Origin of the sequence: Thalassolituus sp. UBA2009, assembly GCF_002335285.1 — a bacterium.
GTDB classification, from domain to species: domain Bacteria; phylum Pseudomonadota; class Gammaproteobacteria; order Pseudomonadales; family Oceanobacteraceae; genus Venatoribacter; species Venatoribacter alkanivorans.
Genome location: NZ_DDCJ01000107.1, coordinates 1 through 14140, shown reverse-complemented (window position 1 = coordinate 14140; position 14140 = coordinate 1). Strand labels below are relative to the sequence as shown.

Annotated in this window: 14 protein-coding genes and 3 tRNA genes; 10 read left to right on the top strand and 7 right to left on the bottom strand. The window is 53.5% G+C overall.

Annotated elements, in window-relative coordinates:
- The first annotated feature begins 451 nt into the window (after window positions 1–451).
- Window positions 452–910, top strand: coding sequence for a c-type cytochrome (locus B3P58_RS13935; RefSeq protein ID WP_286718368.1), 459 nt, complete (start codon window positions 452–454; stop codon window positions 908–910).
- A 5-nt stretch (window positions 911–915) separates the two neighbouring features.
- Here B3P58_RS13935 and B3P58_RS13930 read toward each other — a convergent pair whose 3' ends face one another.
- Together B3P58_RS13930 and B3P58_RS13925 are read right to left on the bottom strand one after the other, a co-directional pair.
- On the bottom strand, window positions 916–1602 hold the full coding sequence (locus B3P58_RS13930) for a cytochrome b/b6 domain-containing protein (protein ID WP_286718364.1): 687 nt from the start codon (window positions 1600–1602) through the stop codon (window positions 916–918).
- A 148-nt stretch (window positions 1603–1750) separates the two neighbouring features.
- Window positions 1751–2377 (bottom strand): glutathione S-transferase family protein, encoded by a 627-nt coding sequence (locus B3P58_RS13925; protein ID WP_145468049.1) that lies wholly within the window; start codon window positions 2375–2377, stop codon window positions 1751–1753.
- A gap of 124 nt (window positions 2378–2501) precedes the next feature.
- Between B3P58_RS13925 and B3P58_RS13920 the strand changes: the two genes are divergently transcribed.
- Entirely contained in the window at window positions 2502–3407 is a 906-nt protein-coding gene (locus B3P58_RS13920; protein WP_145468051.1) for a LysR family transcriptional regulator, read from the top strand.
- Window positions 3408–3584: 177 nt separating this feature from the next.
- Here the strand turns inward: B3P58_RS13920 and B3P58_RS13915 are convergent, their stop codons facing one another.
- The 5 genes from B3P58_RS13915 to B3P58_RS13895 all read right to left on the bottom strand — a co-directional run bounded on the left by B3P58_RS13915 (window position 3585) and on the right by B3P58_RS13895 (window position 9253).
- Window positions 3585–4994, bottom strand: coding sequence for an NAD(P)(+) transhydrogenase (Re/Si-specific) subunit beta (locus B3P58_RS13915; protein WP_286718360.1), 1410 nt, complete (start codon window positions 4992–4994; stop codon window positions 3585–3587).
- Window positions 4995–5008: 14 nt separating this feature from the next.
- Window positions 5009–5293 carry an NAD(P) transhydrogenase subunit alpha gene (locus B3P58_RS13910; protein ID WP_145468055.1) on the bottom strand — a complete coding sequence of 95 codons (285 nt, stop codon included), beginning with the start codon at window positions 5291–5293 and terminating at the stop codon, window positions 5009–5011.
- A gap of 5 nt (window positions 5294–5298) precedes the next feature.
- Window positions 5299–6435: a Re/Si-specific NAD(P)(+) transhydrogenase subunit alpha gene (locus B3P58_RS13905; RefSeq protein ID WP_286718356.1), complete on the bottom strand. Its 1137-nt coding sequence runs from the start codon at window positions 6433–6435 to the stop codon at window positions 5299–5301.
- A 51-nt stretch (window positions 6436–6486) separates the two neighbouring features.
- A complete protein-coding gene (gene mqo / locus B3P58_RS13900; protein WP_286718354.1) occupies window positions 6487–7971 on the bottom strand; it encodes a malate dehydrogenase (quinone) in 1485 nt (494 codons plus the stop codon).
- Between the two features lie 400 nt (window positions 7972–8371).
- Complete coding sequence (locus B3P58_RS13895) at window positions 8372–9253, bottom strand: substrate-binding periplasmic protein (protein WP_286718350.1); 882 nt, start codon at window positions 9251–9253, stop codon at window positions 8372–8374.
- 167 nt (window positions 9254–9420) lie between these two features.
- Here B3P58_RS13895 and birA point away from each other — a divergent pair, with 167 nt between their 5' ends.
- The 8 genes from birA to B3P58_RS13855 all read left to right on the top strand — a co-directional run.
- Entirely contained in the window at window positions 9421–10377 is a 957-nt protein-coding gene (birA, locus tag B3P58_RS13890) for a bifunctional biotin--[acetyl-CoA-carboxylase] ligase/biotin operon repressor BirA (protein ID WP_230330997.1), read from the top strand.
- A complete protein-coding gene (locus tag B3P58_RS13885; RefSeq protein ID WP_286718345.1) occupies window positions 10358–11092 on the top strand; it encodes a type III pantothenate kinase in 735 nt (244 codons plus the stop codon). The genes birA and B3P58_RS13885 overlap by 20 nt, the downstream gene beginning before the upstream one ends.
- A complete protein-coding gene (locus tag B3P58_RS13880; RefSeq protein WP_145468067.1) occupies window positions 11068–11736 on the top strand; it encodes an SPOR domain-containing protein in 669 nt (222 codons plus the stop codon). The genes B3P58_RS13885 and B3P58_RS13880 overlap by 25 nt, the downstream gene beginning before the upstream one ends.
- Window positions 11737–11851: 115 nt before the next feature.
- A tRNA-Tyr gene (locus tag B3P58_RS13875) sits at window positions 11852–11935 on the top strand.
- 81 nt (window positions 11936–12016) lie between these two features.
- Window positions 12017–12090 (top strand) — tRNA-Gly (locus tag B3P58_RS13870).
- Between the two features lie 6 nt (window positions 12091–12096).
- A tRNA-Thr gene (locus B3P58_RS13865) sits at window positions 12097–12172 on the top strand.
- An 85-nt stretch (window positions 12173–12257) separates the two neighbouring features.
- Window positions 12258–13481 carry an elongation factor Tu gene (tuf, locus tag B3P58_RS13860; protein WP_286718341.1) on the top strand — a complete coding sequence of 408 codons (1224 nt, stop codon included), beginning with the start codon at window positions 12258–12260 and terminating at the stop codon, window positions 13479–13481.
- Between the two features lie 476 nt (window positions 13482–13957).
- A partial coding sequence (locus tag B3P58_RS13855) for a hypothetical protein (protein WP_286718339.1) occupies window positions 13958–14140 on the top strand: 183 nt, incomplete at its 3' end.

The following is a 14140-nucleotide window of genomic DNA, read 5'->3' as shown; positions in this document are numbered from 1 at the left end:
CTCACCGTCACCCTGCCGGGTTTGTTGCTGGATCTGGCGCCGCAGACGTTGATGCCTTTTCTGCTCCCAACCTTACTGCAGGACGATGCTGCCGCTCCTGAAACTCAGGAATCGGCCGCTGCCTGAGCGCCTAACTGGGCGAAAACACTGATAAACGCTTGTTTAATCATATTCGTGATGTCCTCTATTTCTCCGGTGAATACCATGCGGTGCATTTAGCTCTGAGCCATCAGTCTGAGCCTTTAGCCTGAGTCTTAGCATAGGCGCGGGCATAACCACGCGGATAATGAGTTCTGCTGATGGCGCTGATTAAAAGCGGTAATGACGGTTGCTGCGCGGGCCGGTTAACGCCCTTATTGATAGAAATGTAAAGGTTGGTAATGGTTTATAGCCTGTGGCGGCCAGACCGATACACTGCAGCGGTAACTGATAATGCTGAGAGGATAAAAGCATGAACCTGATAACACGTACCGGAATCGTTGCCACACTGCTGGCCATCAGTGCAGCAACCCTGGCTGAAGTAAAAGCATCTGACGCCGTGGAATACCGTCAGGGTATCTACAAGGCAGTGAAGTGGAACTTCGGCCCGATGGGCGACATGGTGAAAGGCAAGCAGGAGTTCAATGCGGCTGAATTTACCCGCCGCGCGGATAATCTGGCTGCGCTGAGCAAGATGCCACTGGAAGGTTTTGTCGCCGGTACTTACAACGGCAGCTACAGCGGTTCTACCGATGCCTTACCAGCGATTGAAAAAGACTGGGAAACCTTTGCCGGCATTATGTCCGACTTTGAAACCAACGCCGCAGCCCTGGCAGAAACCGCCGCCAGCGGCGATATGAACGCCATCCGCCCGGCCTTTATGAGCGTGGCGAAGACCTGTAAGTCCTGCCACGACAAGTTCAAAGACTGAGCCGCTTAAAGACTGATCAGACCCCAGACGCTGGCGGCGGCAATCGCTGCCAGCGCAAGGCCTTTCAGCCACAGCCAGCCAGCGCTTACTGCCACAGACACTCTGTCGGCTGCCTGATTGTGGCTATGACCGGCCGCTTTATTACCTGTCAGCATACCCTGCAGCAGCGGCTCTTTACGCAGCAGCTGGTGGTACAGCACTGCGGCGATATGAACCGCGACGATGATCAGCAAGCCATCGAACAGCAGCTTATGCCAGCGGGTAATCTCAATACTCAGATCGTAGCCAACCAGATGCACCAGCGGCCCTTCGGTAAGGATATCGTCGTTGGCAAATAAGCCTGTGCCGGCCTGTAAGGTACACCACAGCAGTAACACCAGGACCGCCCAGCCACCCAGTGGGTTATGGCTCAGGTACAGAGGTTCACGGCCTTTAAGCATGGCCGCCAGGTAAGCGAACGTGGCTTTCGGGGAATAGATAAAATGGCTGAAGCGGGCATAGGCCGTACCGGCAAAACCCCAGAGCACCCGGAAGATCACCAGCCCCAGTACGGTATAGCCGCAGCGTTTATGCCACTCCATCCAGTCGCCGCCCTGTTCGCCAGTCCACCAGGCAAAACCGATCACCGCGACCAGCAGCCAGTGAAACAGGCGCACGAAAATATCCCAGACGCGGATGTGGTTGCCGCTCATCTCTGACTCCACTGTTAATGAAAATATGAATACTAACCCAGGGCTGCGGGCTTATGGGTAAAGGAAGGTCAGGGCGAGGGTGCCGTAGCCGGGCAGCTGAGATGCTGTTTATGCACAGCACCTCAAGCGGAGCCGGGGATAGGTTTGTTTAAGCCGCCATTTCCTGCAGCTCCGTCGCCAGTGCTTTTTTCACTTCGGCTCTTTCATTCATATCGGCCAGAAACCGCTTAATGTTGGGAAAGGAGCTGAGAGAAATCTGAAACAGGCGGCACCAGTTTAAAATCGCCAGCAGTAAGTAATCCGGCGCAAATACCTGCTCACCGGCGCAATAGGTATGTTGCCCGAGCCGCCTTTCTAAGTGGCTCAGTTGCAGCTGAATTTTTTCCAGCGCTTTGCTTTTTACCTCATCACGGGCAGATGCGGCGATACGCTCCGGGTAAAAAAGCATCGAAAAAGCCGGGTGCAGGGTGCTCGATATATAAAAGAGCATTTGCAGCGCCGTACTTCTTAGCGGTGAAGAAGGCTCTGGCATAAGCGCAGCCTCAGGATGCCGTTCAGACAAGCGCAACAGAATGGCCCCGGCCTGGGTGAGAGTCTCGTCAGCATATTGCAGCACGGGCACCTGTCCCTGCGGGTTCAGCGCCAGAAAAGCCTCTGACTGCTGCTCGCCATTGCGTAAATTCACCTTATGCAACTCAAAGGGCTGGCCGGTTTTTTCCAGCGCGATATGAACCGCATAGGAGCAGGCGAAAGGCTGATAATACAGTGCGTACATAGGTAGTTCCTCAGGTAGTGGTCAGTACCCGGGCAGTGTAGAATTGAGCGATTGGTGAATCTATCTCATTGTTTTTGTAATAATGATGAATCTGTTTAATTGGTTTTATTGAGGGGCAAGCCCTATGGAATCTCTGCTCAAGCGTCTTGAGATTCGCCATCTGCGCCTGATACGGGCGATTGCCAGCAGCGGCAGCCTTTCTGCCGCCGCCAGTGGCTTGCATCTCACTCAGTCAGCATTAAGCCATCAGTTAAAAGTGCTTGAAGAAACCCTGGCTATCAGTCTGTTTTATCGCCACGGAAAGAAAATGGTGATCACCCCTGCCGGACAGCGGGTTCTGGAAGCGGCCGGGACAATATTTGATGAGCTGACCGCGATGCACGACGACTTGAATAATCTGAAACGGGGCAATGATGTCTGCATTCGCCTGGCGACAGAATGCTATACGTCATTCCATTGGCTGCCCCGGATTATTCCCCTCTATCAGCAGCAATACCCTGATGTGCGCATTCAGCTGCAGCCGGAAATCAGCAATAACCTCTGCCAACAATTAGAATCCGGTGAACTGGACATTGCCATCCGGATGTCACCGTCTGCTGGAAAATTCACGAATCACCTCCTGTTTAACGATGACATTGTTGTGGTGATGTCACCGGACCATGCATTAGCCCGGTCAGATTCTGTTCAGCCTGCACAATTGCTTGATCAGCATTTATTGCTGTATCCCTCAGGCAAAAGTCGTTTACTGCGTGCCATGTTTAATGATGCGCAAATCAGCAAACTTAACGTCACCGAAATGCCCCTGACCGAAGCCGTTCTGGAATGGTGCAGTGCCAGTCTGGGCATCACGCTGATGGCCCGCTGGGCAGTAAAACGCTGGTCAGATGCGGGGGATGTGGTATTGCGCTCGCTGAATGTCGAATGGGCCAATCGTCACTGGCATGCTGTTACCCTTAAACAGGATATGCCGCCATACCTGCAGGACTTTATCGATTTACTGAAAGCACATCCGCCTTCGGACCCGCGCTAAGTATGCAACCGGGTAATGCACAGAATCATGCTGCAGGAAGAAGCAGCTTTAACCGCACAACCGGATTCGAATGACAGCAGGCAGTGTCCGGGCTGTTGACGGTCGCCGCAGGGCAGTCGTCAGGCATAAAAAAAGCGCCCCTTGGGGCGCTTTTCTGTTTCTGCGTACTGAAGCGTCTTACAGATCTTTCAGCGCAGTAATGGTTTCCTGCAGAACTTTCTTCGCGTCGCCGGATACCATCAGGCTGTTGTCGCGGATGAACAGTTCGTTCGGGATACCGGCGAAACCTGGCGACAGGCCACGTTTAACCACCACAACGGTCTTGGCGTTGTGTACGTCCAGAATCGGCATACCGAAGATCGGCGAGGCCGGGTCTTTGGAGGCTGCCGGGTTAACCACGTCGTTGGCGCCCAGTACGATGGCCACATCGGTCTGCGAGAACTCAGGGTTGATGGTGTCCATCTCAACCAGCTGATCGTACGGTACTTCGGCTTCGGCCAGCAGTACGTTCATGTGGCCAGGCATACGGCCGGCAACCGGGTGAATGGCGTATTTAACATCACAACCTTTGGCTTCCAGCATGTTGGCCAGTTCGCGGGTAGCGTGCTGCGCCTGGGCAACGGCCAGACCGTAACCAGGAACGAATACCACTTTCTGCGCGCCGTCTAACAGCATCGCCAGTTCGTCAGCAGAAGAGAACTTCACTTTGCCTTCGTAGAAAGCATCGTTCTCAGACTTGCTCACGCCAGCGGTTGCGGCCATTGAGCCACCGAACAGAACGTTGGTCAGGGAGCGGTTCATCGCCTTACACATGATGGTGGTCAGGATGATACCGGACGCGCCAACCAGAGAACCGGTGATGATCAGGCCGTTGTTGCCCAGTACGAAACCGGCAGCGGCACCGGCCAGACCGGAGTAGGAGTTCAGCAGGGATACCACAACCGGCATATCGGCACCGCCGATCGGCATCACCAGAGAAACACCCAGGATCAGACAGACGATGATCAGACCGGCAACCAGCATGTCGGAGTTCAGCGGATCAACAATGGCGAAGTACGCTGCACCACTGATCAGAACCAGGAAGCACAGTTTAACGATCCATTTGAACAGCATAACTTTGTTGCTGTCGCCGATTTTGCCTTTCAGTTTGCCAACGGCAACGAAAGAGCCGGTCAGGGTAACCGCACCGATCAGGATCGACAGGATAACCGCCAGCGACCAGTCGTAAGAGGCAGTGAACTGACCCATTTCCGCCAGCTTCTGGCTTTCCAGGTAGTTGGCTGCAGCAACCAGCAGGGAAGCACCGCCACCGATACCGTTCAGGCTGGCAACCATTTCCGGCATATCGGTCATGGCCACTTTCTTGGCGATAAAGGCACCGATAGCACCACCAACCAGAACACCGATGATGATGTATTCGAAACGCACCACGTTGTGGTCGAGCAGAGCGGCAATCACCGCGACCAGCATACCGATAGCGGACAGCTGGTTACCGCGTACGGCGGTTTTCGGAGTGGTCATGCCTTTGATGCCGAAGATAAAGAGTACGGCGGCAGCCAGGTAACCTAAGTTAATCAGAATTTCCATTGTGTCCCGCTACCTTATTTCTTTTTGAACATGTTCAGCATGCGGTCGGTTACCATAAAACCGGCCACGATGTTGATGGTTGCCAGCACGATGGCGGCGACGCCCAGCACGGTAGACAGCACAGTGGTGTGCTCGCTGCCGCCGGAACTTAAGATGGCGCCAACCACGACGATGCCGGAAATAGCGTTAGTACCGCTCATCAGCGGGGTGTGCAGCGTAGGGGGTACTTTGTTGATCACTTCCACACCGACGAAGATCGCCAGTACGAAAATGGTCAGGCTCATGATGAACATTTCCATCCGATTTATTCCTTCTCGATCTGGGCTTTCAGGCCCGCGTGTTTGATTTCGCCGTCTTCGGTAATCAGAGTGGCGGCCACGATGTCATCGTCCATATTCACGTTGAGCACGCCTTCTTTGGACATGTTCAGCAGGAAGGTGGAGATGTTTTTGGTCAGCAGCTGAGAAGCATGCACAGGTACACGGCCCGGATGGTCGGTGTAACCGATGATGGTGACGCCATCGACGTATACTTTTTCGCCGGCTACAGTGCCTTCGACGTTACCGCCACGCTCGGCAGCCAGGTCGACGATCACAGAGCCTTTCTTCATGTAATGCAGCATTTCTTTGGTGATCAGGCGTGGAGACATCTTGCCCGGGATCGCCGCGGTGGTGATAACCAGATCCGCCTGGGATACTTTGGCGGTCATCTGTTCACGCTGCTTGCGGTAGAACTCTTCCGATTTCTCGGTCGCGTAACCACCGGTAGCGCCGCCTTCTTCCTGTGGCAGGTCGAATTCAACGAACTTGGCACCCAGTGATTCAACCTGTTCACGGACTTCCGCACGGGTATCGTAGGCTTCAACCACCGCACCCAGACGACGGGCGGTAGAGATTGCCATCAGACCGGCAACACCGGCACCAATGATGAATACACGCGCCGGGTGAATCGTACCGGCAGCGGTCATCAGCATCGGGAAGTACTGTGGCAGCGCCATAGCGCCAGTCAGCACTGAACGATAACCGGAGATCGCCCCCATGGAGCTGAGTACGTCCATAGACTGCGCGCGGGTTGTACGCGGAATAAATTCCAGCGCGAAAGAACGCACTTTACGCTCGGCCAGTTGCTGAATCAGCGGCTGGTTGAACCAGGCATCCAGCATACAGATCAGGGTAATGCCTTCTTTCAGCAGAGGCACTTCGCTGTCCAGTGGCTGACGGACTTTCAGGATGATGTCAGCCTGCTCGTACAGCGACTCAGCGGTCGGGGCGATGCTGGCACCGCTGCTGCGGTATTCTTCATCGCTGAAGTGGGCGTCATCGCCTGCGCCTTCCTGTACCACGACTTCAAAGCCGGCGGTCAGCAGGGTCTGAATCCCGGCTGGGATCAGGGCGACCCGGGCTTCCCCAGGATAGATTTCCTTAGGTACACCAATCAACATAGGTAAAACTCCTGTTGGATTATCTTGAAATTGTCAGCTGACCTGCGCGCGTTAATCGCGCAGCAGGCCAAGGGTGCTCAGGGTGTTCTGGCGGATGCTGCCGAGCAGTTCGGCATTGTTGACCAGAGATTCACCGTAGGATGGCACCAGCTCCTGCAGGCGGGCTTTCCAGCCGTTCTCCAGGCGCTCTTTAAAGCAGCGTTCAATCACTTCGATCATCGCCTGTGCGGCAACCGAAGCACCGGGTGATGCACCCAGCAGAGCAGCCAGCGAGCCGTCTTTGGCGGCTACCAGTTCGGTACCGAACTCCAGCTTGCCGCGCCCTTTGGCGTCTTTTTTGATGATCTGTACACGCTGACCGGCTTCGGCCAGTGTCCACTTGCCGGAGTCTGCGCCCGGGAAGTATTCACGCAGGGATTTCATGCGGTCTTCGTGGGATTGCAGCACTTCACCGATCAGGTATTTGGTCAGATCCATATTGTTCATACCCACGTCCATCATCGGCAGCAGGTTATTGGCACGTACGGATTTGATCAGGTCCAGCTTCGAGCCGGCCTTGAGGAACTTGGTGGTAAAACCAGCGTAAGGGCCGAACAGCAGCGCCGGAGTACCGTTGATGATGCGGGTATCCAGATGCGGAACCGACATCGGTGGCGCACCGATCGCGGCTTTGCCATAGACCTTGGCGTAATGACGCTTAACGGTGGCTTCGTCTTTACAGACCAGCCACTGACCGGAAACCGGGAAGCCGCCGTAGCCTTTGCTTTCCGGAATGCCGGATTTCTGCAGCAGCGGCAGGGCGCCACCACCGGCACCAAGGAAGACAAAACCGGCTTCGATGGTTTTGCTCTTACCGGAGACGCGGTCTTTCAGGCGTACTTTCCAGTTACCGTCTTTGTTCTGCTCCAGCTCGCTGACTTCGTGGTTCAGCAGCAGCTCAAAGGCTTCACGCTTTTTCAGCGTTTCGACCAGATTGCGGGTCAGGGAGCCGAAGTCGACGTCGCTGCCGTAGTTAATACGGGTAGCGGCAATCTTTTCAGCAGGGTCGCGGTTTTCCATCACCAGTGGCATCCACTGGCGCAGCACATCGTGGTCTTCGCTGTATTGCATATCTTTGAACAGATGATGCGCGGACAGCTTTTCCCAGCGCTGGCGCAGGAAAGTAACGTTATCTTCACCCCAGACAAAGCTGATGTGCGGGGTTGGATTGATAAAGTTGTCCGGTGCCGGCAGGTCGCCGCTGCCAACCAGAGAGGTCCACAGTTGCAGGGACACTTCAAAGTTGGCGTTGATGGTCAGGGCGCGGTTGATTTCGACATCGCCCTGCTCGTTTTCCGGAGTGTAATTAAGTTCGCAATAGCCTGCGTGGCCAGTACCGGCATTGTTCCAGCCATCGGTACTTTCATGGGCGACATGATCCAGGCGTTCCACCATGGTCAGTCGGAGGGAAGGATCAAGCTTGTTGAGCAGGGTGCCCAGAGTGGCACTCATAACCCCGCCGCCAACAAGCAGTACATCTACCTTGTTTGTTGCCATTCGATTTCGCCTGTAGGTAAAAATCTGTACACAGTCCGGCACTGTTGGTGCCTGCCAGCGCGAGCTTGTGGCTCATTGTGTCTGCCGGCCAAGATTCAAACGGGCGTTTTATACACATGTTGGGCTTTAGTCGCAATGCAGGCCCGGTGGGGGGGATGCTGTATTTCAGGCTCACAAGGTGGTTTCAGATGCCCTGATTTCGATCAATTTTTTACCAGTATTTTTGCCAGCATGCGGCTGTATCCCGCACTGCGTGTGCCGCGGCGCTCATTCTTATGGGCGAGTCAGTTCCGGCCACCGGCGCTGTCTGCATAGAGAGAACGCATATTCTTTATACCGGACATTTTTTCTGGTGATGTGAGAAGAACCCGGGCCAAAGGCTGGCAGCTGATTGCGTGACTCAGGGAGTGGCTGGTGGCTGTCTGGTGCTGGAGGGAAGTTCAATCCACAGGCGTTTGTTGGACAAGGGGGTCAGCTCGGGCAGAAGTGGGTTGTGCAGTGGAATAACCCAGCTGTTGCTGAGCCGGCTGAGGGGGAATATGTCACGCGTTGTCGGATGTTGTTGCAGGAAGTTCAGCAGTTCACCACTGGCGGCCAGTTGCTCCATACCTTTGGTCAGCCGTTCGGCAAGGCGCGGGTTGTCATGGCTGACAAAAAAGTACATCGGAAAGGGGTAGTTGAGGATGATGCGCTCGTACACCATCAGGTCGTTACGGCTGACGTGGCTGACCTCGGCATAGACTTCATTAATACCGCGCGGAAAGTAGTCGCAACGGCCGGCCTGCAGCATCTGGTACATCACTTCAAATTTGGTTGCTCTCTGTACATTAAAACCGTTGGCTTCAAGGATATCTGAGTCCGGCCAGTGGTCACCCTGGCAGGCGCCTAGCTGTTGCAGGTCGCTGAGGTTGTGCAGGGCATCGAAGCGTGCCTGATCGGCTTTGCGGATAACCGGAATACGGAAACCAAGCAAACCAGCATGCAGGGGGATGCGGATAGGCTGTACGAAGACTTCACGTTCGCGGCTGGTGCCGGCCCAGAACACATCGATCAGATTATCGTGCAACGCCTGAAATGCCCGCGCCTGGGTCAGGCGGCTGATGCTGACCAGCTCGGCGTCGCCATATTCTTTGCTGGTGTTATTGAGCACAAGGCGTAACAGGTCGGTGTAATAAAGGTAGCTGCCATCGACGGCAGTCCGTTGTGGCTGAACACGTATCGCTTCGGCGGCAAAGGCGGAGCTGCTTATCAACAGGCACTGTATCAGCAGGGGTTTGACCATGTTTGCCTCTGATGGTGAACCGGCGTGCGCGGTTCCTGATTATCCGGATTGCATAAAGTATGGCTGAAAGCGCTGTCGCTGTGCAGCCGGTAAAATTACCTGCTTCTTATTATGGTGTGCTGTGTGGGGCAGGCTGATCGGGTATATTGCAGCGCGGAGGTAGCACTATGCTCAACAGGATTCTTGAATTACTTGCGGATGGTCAGTTTCATTCCGGCGAAGAGCTGGGCGAAAAGCTGGGCGTCAGCCGCGCTGCGGTATGGAAGCAACTGAAAAAACTCGACGAGCTGAATATTCCCTATTCGTCCGTTAAAGGGAAAGGTTATCGCCTGCAGGATGCTATTGAGCTGCTGGACAAAGAGCGTATTCAGCAAACCCTGAGTCAGCGTCTCGATATTCTGGAAATTCTGCTGGATGTTGGTTCTACCAATACCTATCTGTTTGAACGTGCCGGCGATCATATGGGTAAGCGTTATGCCGTGCTGGCTGAAAAGCAGGTCAGTGGGCGGGGGCGTCGTGGCCGGCAGTGGGTCAGCCCCTTTGGTAAAAACATTTATTTATCACTGCTGGTTTCCTTTGCCGGCGGTATGGCTGCCCTCGAAGGGTTAAGTCTGATGACGGCTATTGCGGTCGAAAAAGCACTCGCCCGATTGGGTATTAATGGCATTGGTCTGAAATGGCCGAACGATGTTTACGCTGACGGAAAAAAACTCGCCGGCATTTTGCTGGAAGTGACCGGTGAGTACAGCAGCCATTGTCAGGTTGTTATTGGTGTAGGACTCAATCTGGCGCTCAGCAACAGCGATGCGGAAAGTATTGAACAACCCTGGGCCGAGTTGCGCAGCTTTAAGCCGGATCTGTCGCGTAATGAAGTGGCCGCCACCATTCTTGATGAGTTGCTTGCCGTTGTGGATGAGTTTCAGCGCAATGGTTTTGCTCCCTATCAGCAATACTGGTCGGAACGTGATATTTACCATCAGCAGGATGTACGCATCATCTCCGCCGCTCATGAAAAGCGCGGCAGGGTAAAAGGCGTTAACCGTAAAGGTGAATTAATGCTGCAGACGGATAACGGGATTGAAGTTATTAATGCCGGAGAGCTCAGTGTCCGTCCTGCTGATTGATGCCGGCAACAGCCGCATAAAATGGCAGTGGCGCAACGCCGGTGTTGTGCAGGCTCATGGGGGCGTTGCTCATACCGATCTGGCACAGATGTCTGATGCTGAAGTGGGGCGTCTTTTCCCGGCGCAATGTGACCGTGTTGTGGTTGCCAGTGTGCGCGACAATAGCGGGCTGCATCAGAGTCTGGATGCACATTATGGCGCCAGACTGCACTGGCTGGCGCAGCCGGTAAGTAATTACCCCGAGTTTGTGCATTGTTACCCTGACCCGGCAAGGCTGGGAGTCGACCGCTGGCTGGCTATGCTGGGAGCGCGTTGTCATTATTCTTCTGCATTAATAGTGGCCGATGCCGGTACGGCACTGACGGTTGATTTAATGTCGGCGGACAATCACCATGACGGTGGTTTTATTGTCCCCGGATTACAGCTGGCGCAGCAGGCGCTGTTTAACAGTACGCAGCGTGTGCGTCCTTATAATGACGAGCAGGCTGCTCAGCAGTTGTTGCCTGGGCGGGACACTGTTGGTTGTGTCAGCTCCGGTGTTTACCGCCAGCAGGCTGCACTGGTGCGCTCTGTGCAGCAGGACTATCCACAGCATCTGTTGGTTGTTACTGGTGGCGATGGTTTATGGTTGGCAACACAGCTGGGCTGTGAGTACCGGCCTGATCTTGTATTTGATGGTATGGATTCCTTATGCGCTGGATCTTTTTTACCTTAGTGTTTGGCAACCTGCTGTTGCTGGCGACGTTCTGGCAAAAGCAGGGTGAAGTTAATGCGGCGCCGCCTGGTGCACTGGAAATTCCAGGGTCGGTCAAGCGCCTGCAGCTTGTCAGTGAGGCCGGAGATAGTTTGCAGCCTGCCGCTCCGCGCGCAACCAGCGATCACCGTGATTCGCTCTGCTACGTAGCTGGCCCTTATGCCGATGAACTGGATGCGCGTCATCTGCTGGCGCGTGTAACGGCGCTGAGTCTGCACGGACGGATTAATATTGTTGAAATCGCCAGTGGTGAGCCTTCTGAGTACTGGGTGCATGTTCCGCCACGGGCCACCCGCGAAGAAGCCCTGCGTACTTTAAAGGAGCTGCAGAAGCGGAAATTCGACAGCTACATCATTACCCAGGGTGATCTGGCAGAAGGTGTTTCACTGGGCCTGTTCCGCAATAAAGAGTCGGCCTATGGCCTGCAGAAAGATGTGGAGAGTTCCGGAATACCGGTAGAAGTGCTGGTGGTTACCAAGTCGGTACGCGAATACTGGGTTGAGGTTATCGAAGTTTCACAACTTAATGAGCGCATGCGTGAGCGCATTCAGGCGGGCGATAAAGAGATCAGCTGGGAGCTGGTTGAATGCAGTCAGGCAGGCTGATTGTACGTAATCTGCACAATCGGCGCCGTTTTTGCTGTAAATTCGTAAGTTGATAATAAATAAGCGAAAAAGTGTTGACAGGTATTCCTCTCATCAACATAATACGCGCCACTTCGGTGGGGTTCCCGAGCGGCCAAAGGGATCAGACTGTAAATCTGACGCGAAAGCTTCGCTGGTTCGAATCCAGCCCCCACCACCACTTTTAACAACCCGCAGGAATGGGTTGTTGGAGCCAGCAGGCGAGCTGTGTGGCCATTGTCCCGGCAAGTCTTCTGAATAAGCGGGTATGGTACAATGGTAGAACCTCAGCCTTCCAAGCTGATGATGCGGGTTCGATTCCCGCTACCCGCTCCAAATTTCGCTGATATAGCTCAGGCGGTAGAGCGCATCCTTGGTAAGGATGAGGTCCCCAGTTCGATTCTGGGTATCAGCACCATTATTCAGAAAAAGGTAGGCCGGCGGCCTGCCTTTTTGTGTATGTAACAAAGAAACGATAACCACACTGACAAAGAGACAGGGTCATGGCAAAGGAAACGTTTGAACGCTCAAAACCCCACGTAAACGTTGGCACTATCGGTCACGTTGACCACGGTAAAACCACTCTGACTGCGGCTCTGACCCGCGTATGTTCCGAAGTATGGGGCGGTGCAGCGGTAGCGTTCGACGGTATCGACAATGCTCCTGAAGAGCGTGAGCGTGGTATCACCATTTCTACCTCCCACGTAGAATACGAATCTCCGAACCGTCACTACGCACACGTAGACTGCCCGGGCCACGCTGACTATGTTAAAAACATGATCACTGGTGCTGCACAGATGGACGGCGCGATTCTGGTATGTGGTTCTACTGACGGCCCAATGCCTCAGACCCGTGAGCACATCCTGCTGTCCCGTCAGGTTGGTGTACCTTACATCGTTGTATTCCTGAACAAAGCTGACCTGCTGGCTGAAGATTGCGGCGGTGCCGATTCTGAAGAATACGCAGAGATGCTGGAACTGGTTGAAATGGAACTGCGCGACCTGCTGTCTGAATACGACTTCCCAGGCGACGACACTCCAATCATCCCGGGTTCTGCTCTGATGGCCCTGAACGGCGAAGACGAGAACGAAATGGGTACTACCGCTGTTAAGAAGCTGGTAGAAACTCTGGATTCTTACATTCCTGAGCCAGAGCGTGCTATCGACGGCGCCTTCCTGATGCCAATCGAAGACGTATTCTCTATCCAGGGTCGTGGTACTGTTGTTACTGGCCGTGTTGAGCGTGGTATCGTTCGCACTGGTGAAGAACTGTCCATCATCGGTATCAAAGAGACTATCAAGACTACCTGTACTGGTGTTGAGATGTTCCGTAAGATTCTGGACGAAGGCCGTGCTGGTGAGAACGTAGGTGTTCTGCTGCGTGGTACCAAGCGTGACGAAGTTGAGCGTGGTCAGGTTCTGGCGAAGCCAGGTTCTATCACTCCTCACACCAAGTTCGAATCTGAAGTATACGTACTGGGTAAAGATGAAGGTGGTCGTCACACTCCATTCTTCAAAGGTTACCGTCCACAGTTCTACTTCCGTACAACTGACGTAACAGGTGACGTACAGTTACCAGACGGCGTTGAAATGGTAATGCCTGGTGATAACATCAAGATGACTGTAGAACTAATCTGCCCAATCGCGATGGACGAAGGTTTACGCTTCGCTATCCGTGAAGGTGGCCGTACAGTTGGTGCTGGTGTTGTTGCAACTATCGTTGAGTAATATCAACAGATAGAGCTTCACAGCTTATAAAAAGGTCGCCTAGGCGGCCTTTTTTAATATCTGTAGAAAAGCTATCAGCTGTCAGCTTTCAGACGTCAGATTAGATTGAGAGGGTTGTTTAGTGTGGTGTCTCACTAGGCATTTGCCCTGTTCATTCTTAGGGTAGATTGGTTTGAGCGAAGCGAAACCGAACACAATCCATGTAAACCTGTTCTCTGATAAACCCTAATCACCATAAATCACTCCCAAGATTAGGCTGACCTAGAACCTCGCTAACTCACACCTAGCAACTAGCCCTATTATTTCCCCTAAAACTAAATACTTGCCTTCTTGCACTGCTTGTTCTGTTTCACCATTTCGTCATGAAAAGTCACTTTTTTAGTAACAATGCGTTCTTAGTATTACTGCGCTAATTATCCAAGTGCAGCTTAGTTAGCACTCAAATTCTTAAAATAATGTACTAACGGAACGTAACGATGAAAATTAATAAAATTGCTACTGCAATTGGTTTAACGTTGGCATTGTCAGCCACGGCCAATGCAGGTGTGTTACCAGACAGTCAAAAACAAAATGATTGGTATAGTGCTGCTGAAATAAAATTAACAGAAAAAGAAGCGGCGGCTCAGGCTGAGCAAACGTTTAAAGCTAAAAATGTCATT

Coding starts and splice junctions, on each gene's coding strand:
- B3P58_RS13935 (WP_286718368.1), top strand. CDS start 452: ATGAACCTGATAACACGTACCGGAATCGTTGCCACACTGCTGGCCATC.
- B3P58_RS13930 (WP_286718364.1), bottom strand. CDS start 1,602: ATGAGCGGCAACCACATCCGCGTCTGGGATATTTTCGTGCGCCTGTTT.
- B3P58_RS13925 (WP_145468049.1), bottom strand. CDS start 2,377: ATGTACGCACTGTATTATCAGCCTTTCGCCTGCTCCTATGCGGTTCAT.
- B3P58_RS13920 (WP_145468051.1), top strand. CDS start 2,502: ATGGAATCTCTGCTCAAGCGTCTTGAGATTCGCCATCTGCGCCTGATA.
- B3P58_RS13915 (WP_286718360.1), bottom strand. CDS start 4,994: ATGGAAATTCTGATTAACTTAGGTTACCTGGCTGCCGCCGTACTCTTT.
- B3P58_RS13910 (WP_145468055.1), bottom strand. CDS start 5,293: ATGGAAATGTTCATCATGAGCCTGACCATTTTCGTACTGGCGATCTTC.
- B3P58_RS13905 (WP_286718356.1), bottom strand. CDS start 6,435: ATGTTGATTGGTGTACCTAAGGAAATCTATCCTGGGGAAGCCCGGGTC.
- mqo (WP_286718354.1), bottom strand. CDS start 7,971: ATGGCAACAAACAAGGTAGATGTACTGCTTGTTGGCGGCGGGGTTATG.
- B3P58_RS13895 (WP_286718350.1), bottom strand. CDS start 9,253: ATGGTCAAACCCCTGCTGATACAGTGCCTGTTGATAAGCAGCTCCGCC.
- birA (WP_230330997.1), top strand. CDS start 9,421: ATGCTCAACAGGATTCTTGAATTACTTGCGGATGGTCAGTTTCATTCC.
- B3P58_RS13880 (WP_145468067.1), top strand. CDS start 11,068: ATGCGCTGGATCTTTTTTACCTTAGTGTTTGGCAACCTGCTGTTGCTG.
- tuf (WP_286718341.1), top strand. CDS start 12,258: ATGGCAAAGGAAACGTTTGAACGCTCAAAACCCCACGTAAACGTTGGC.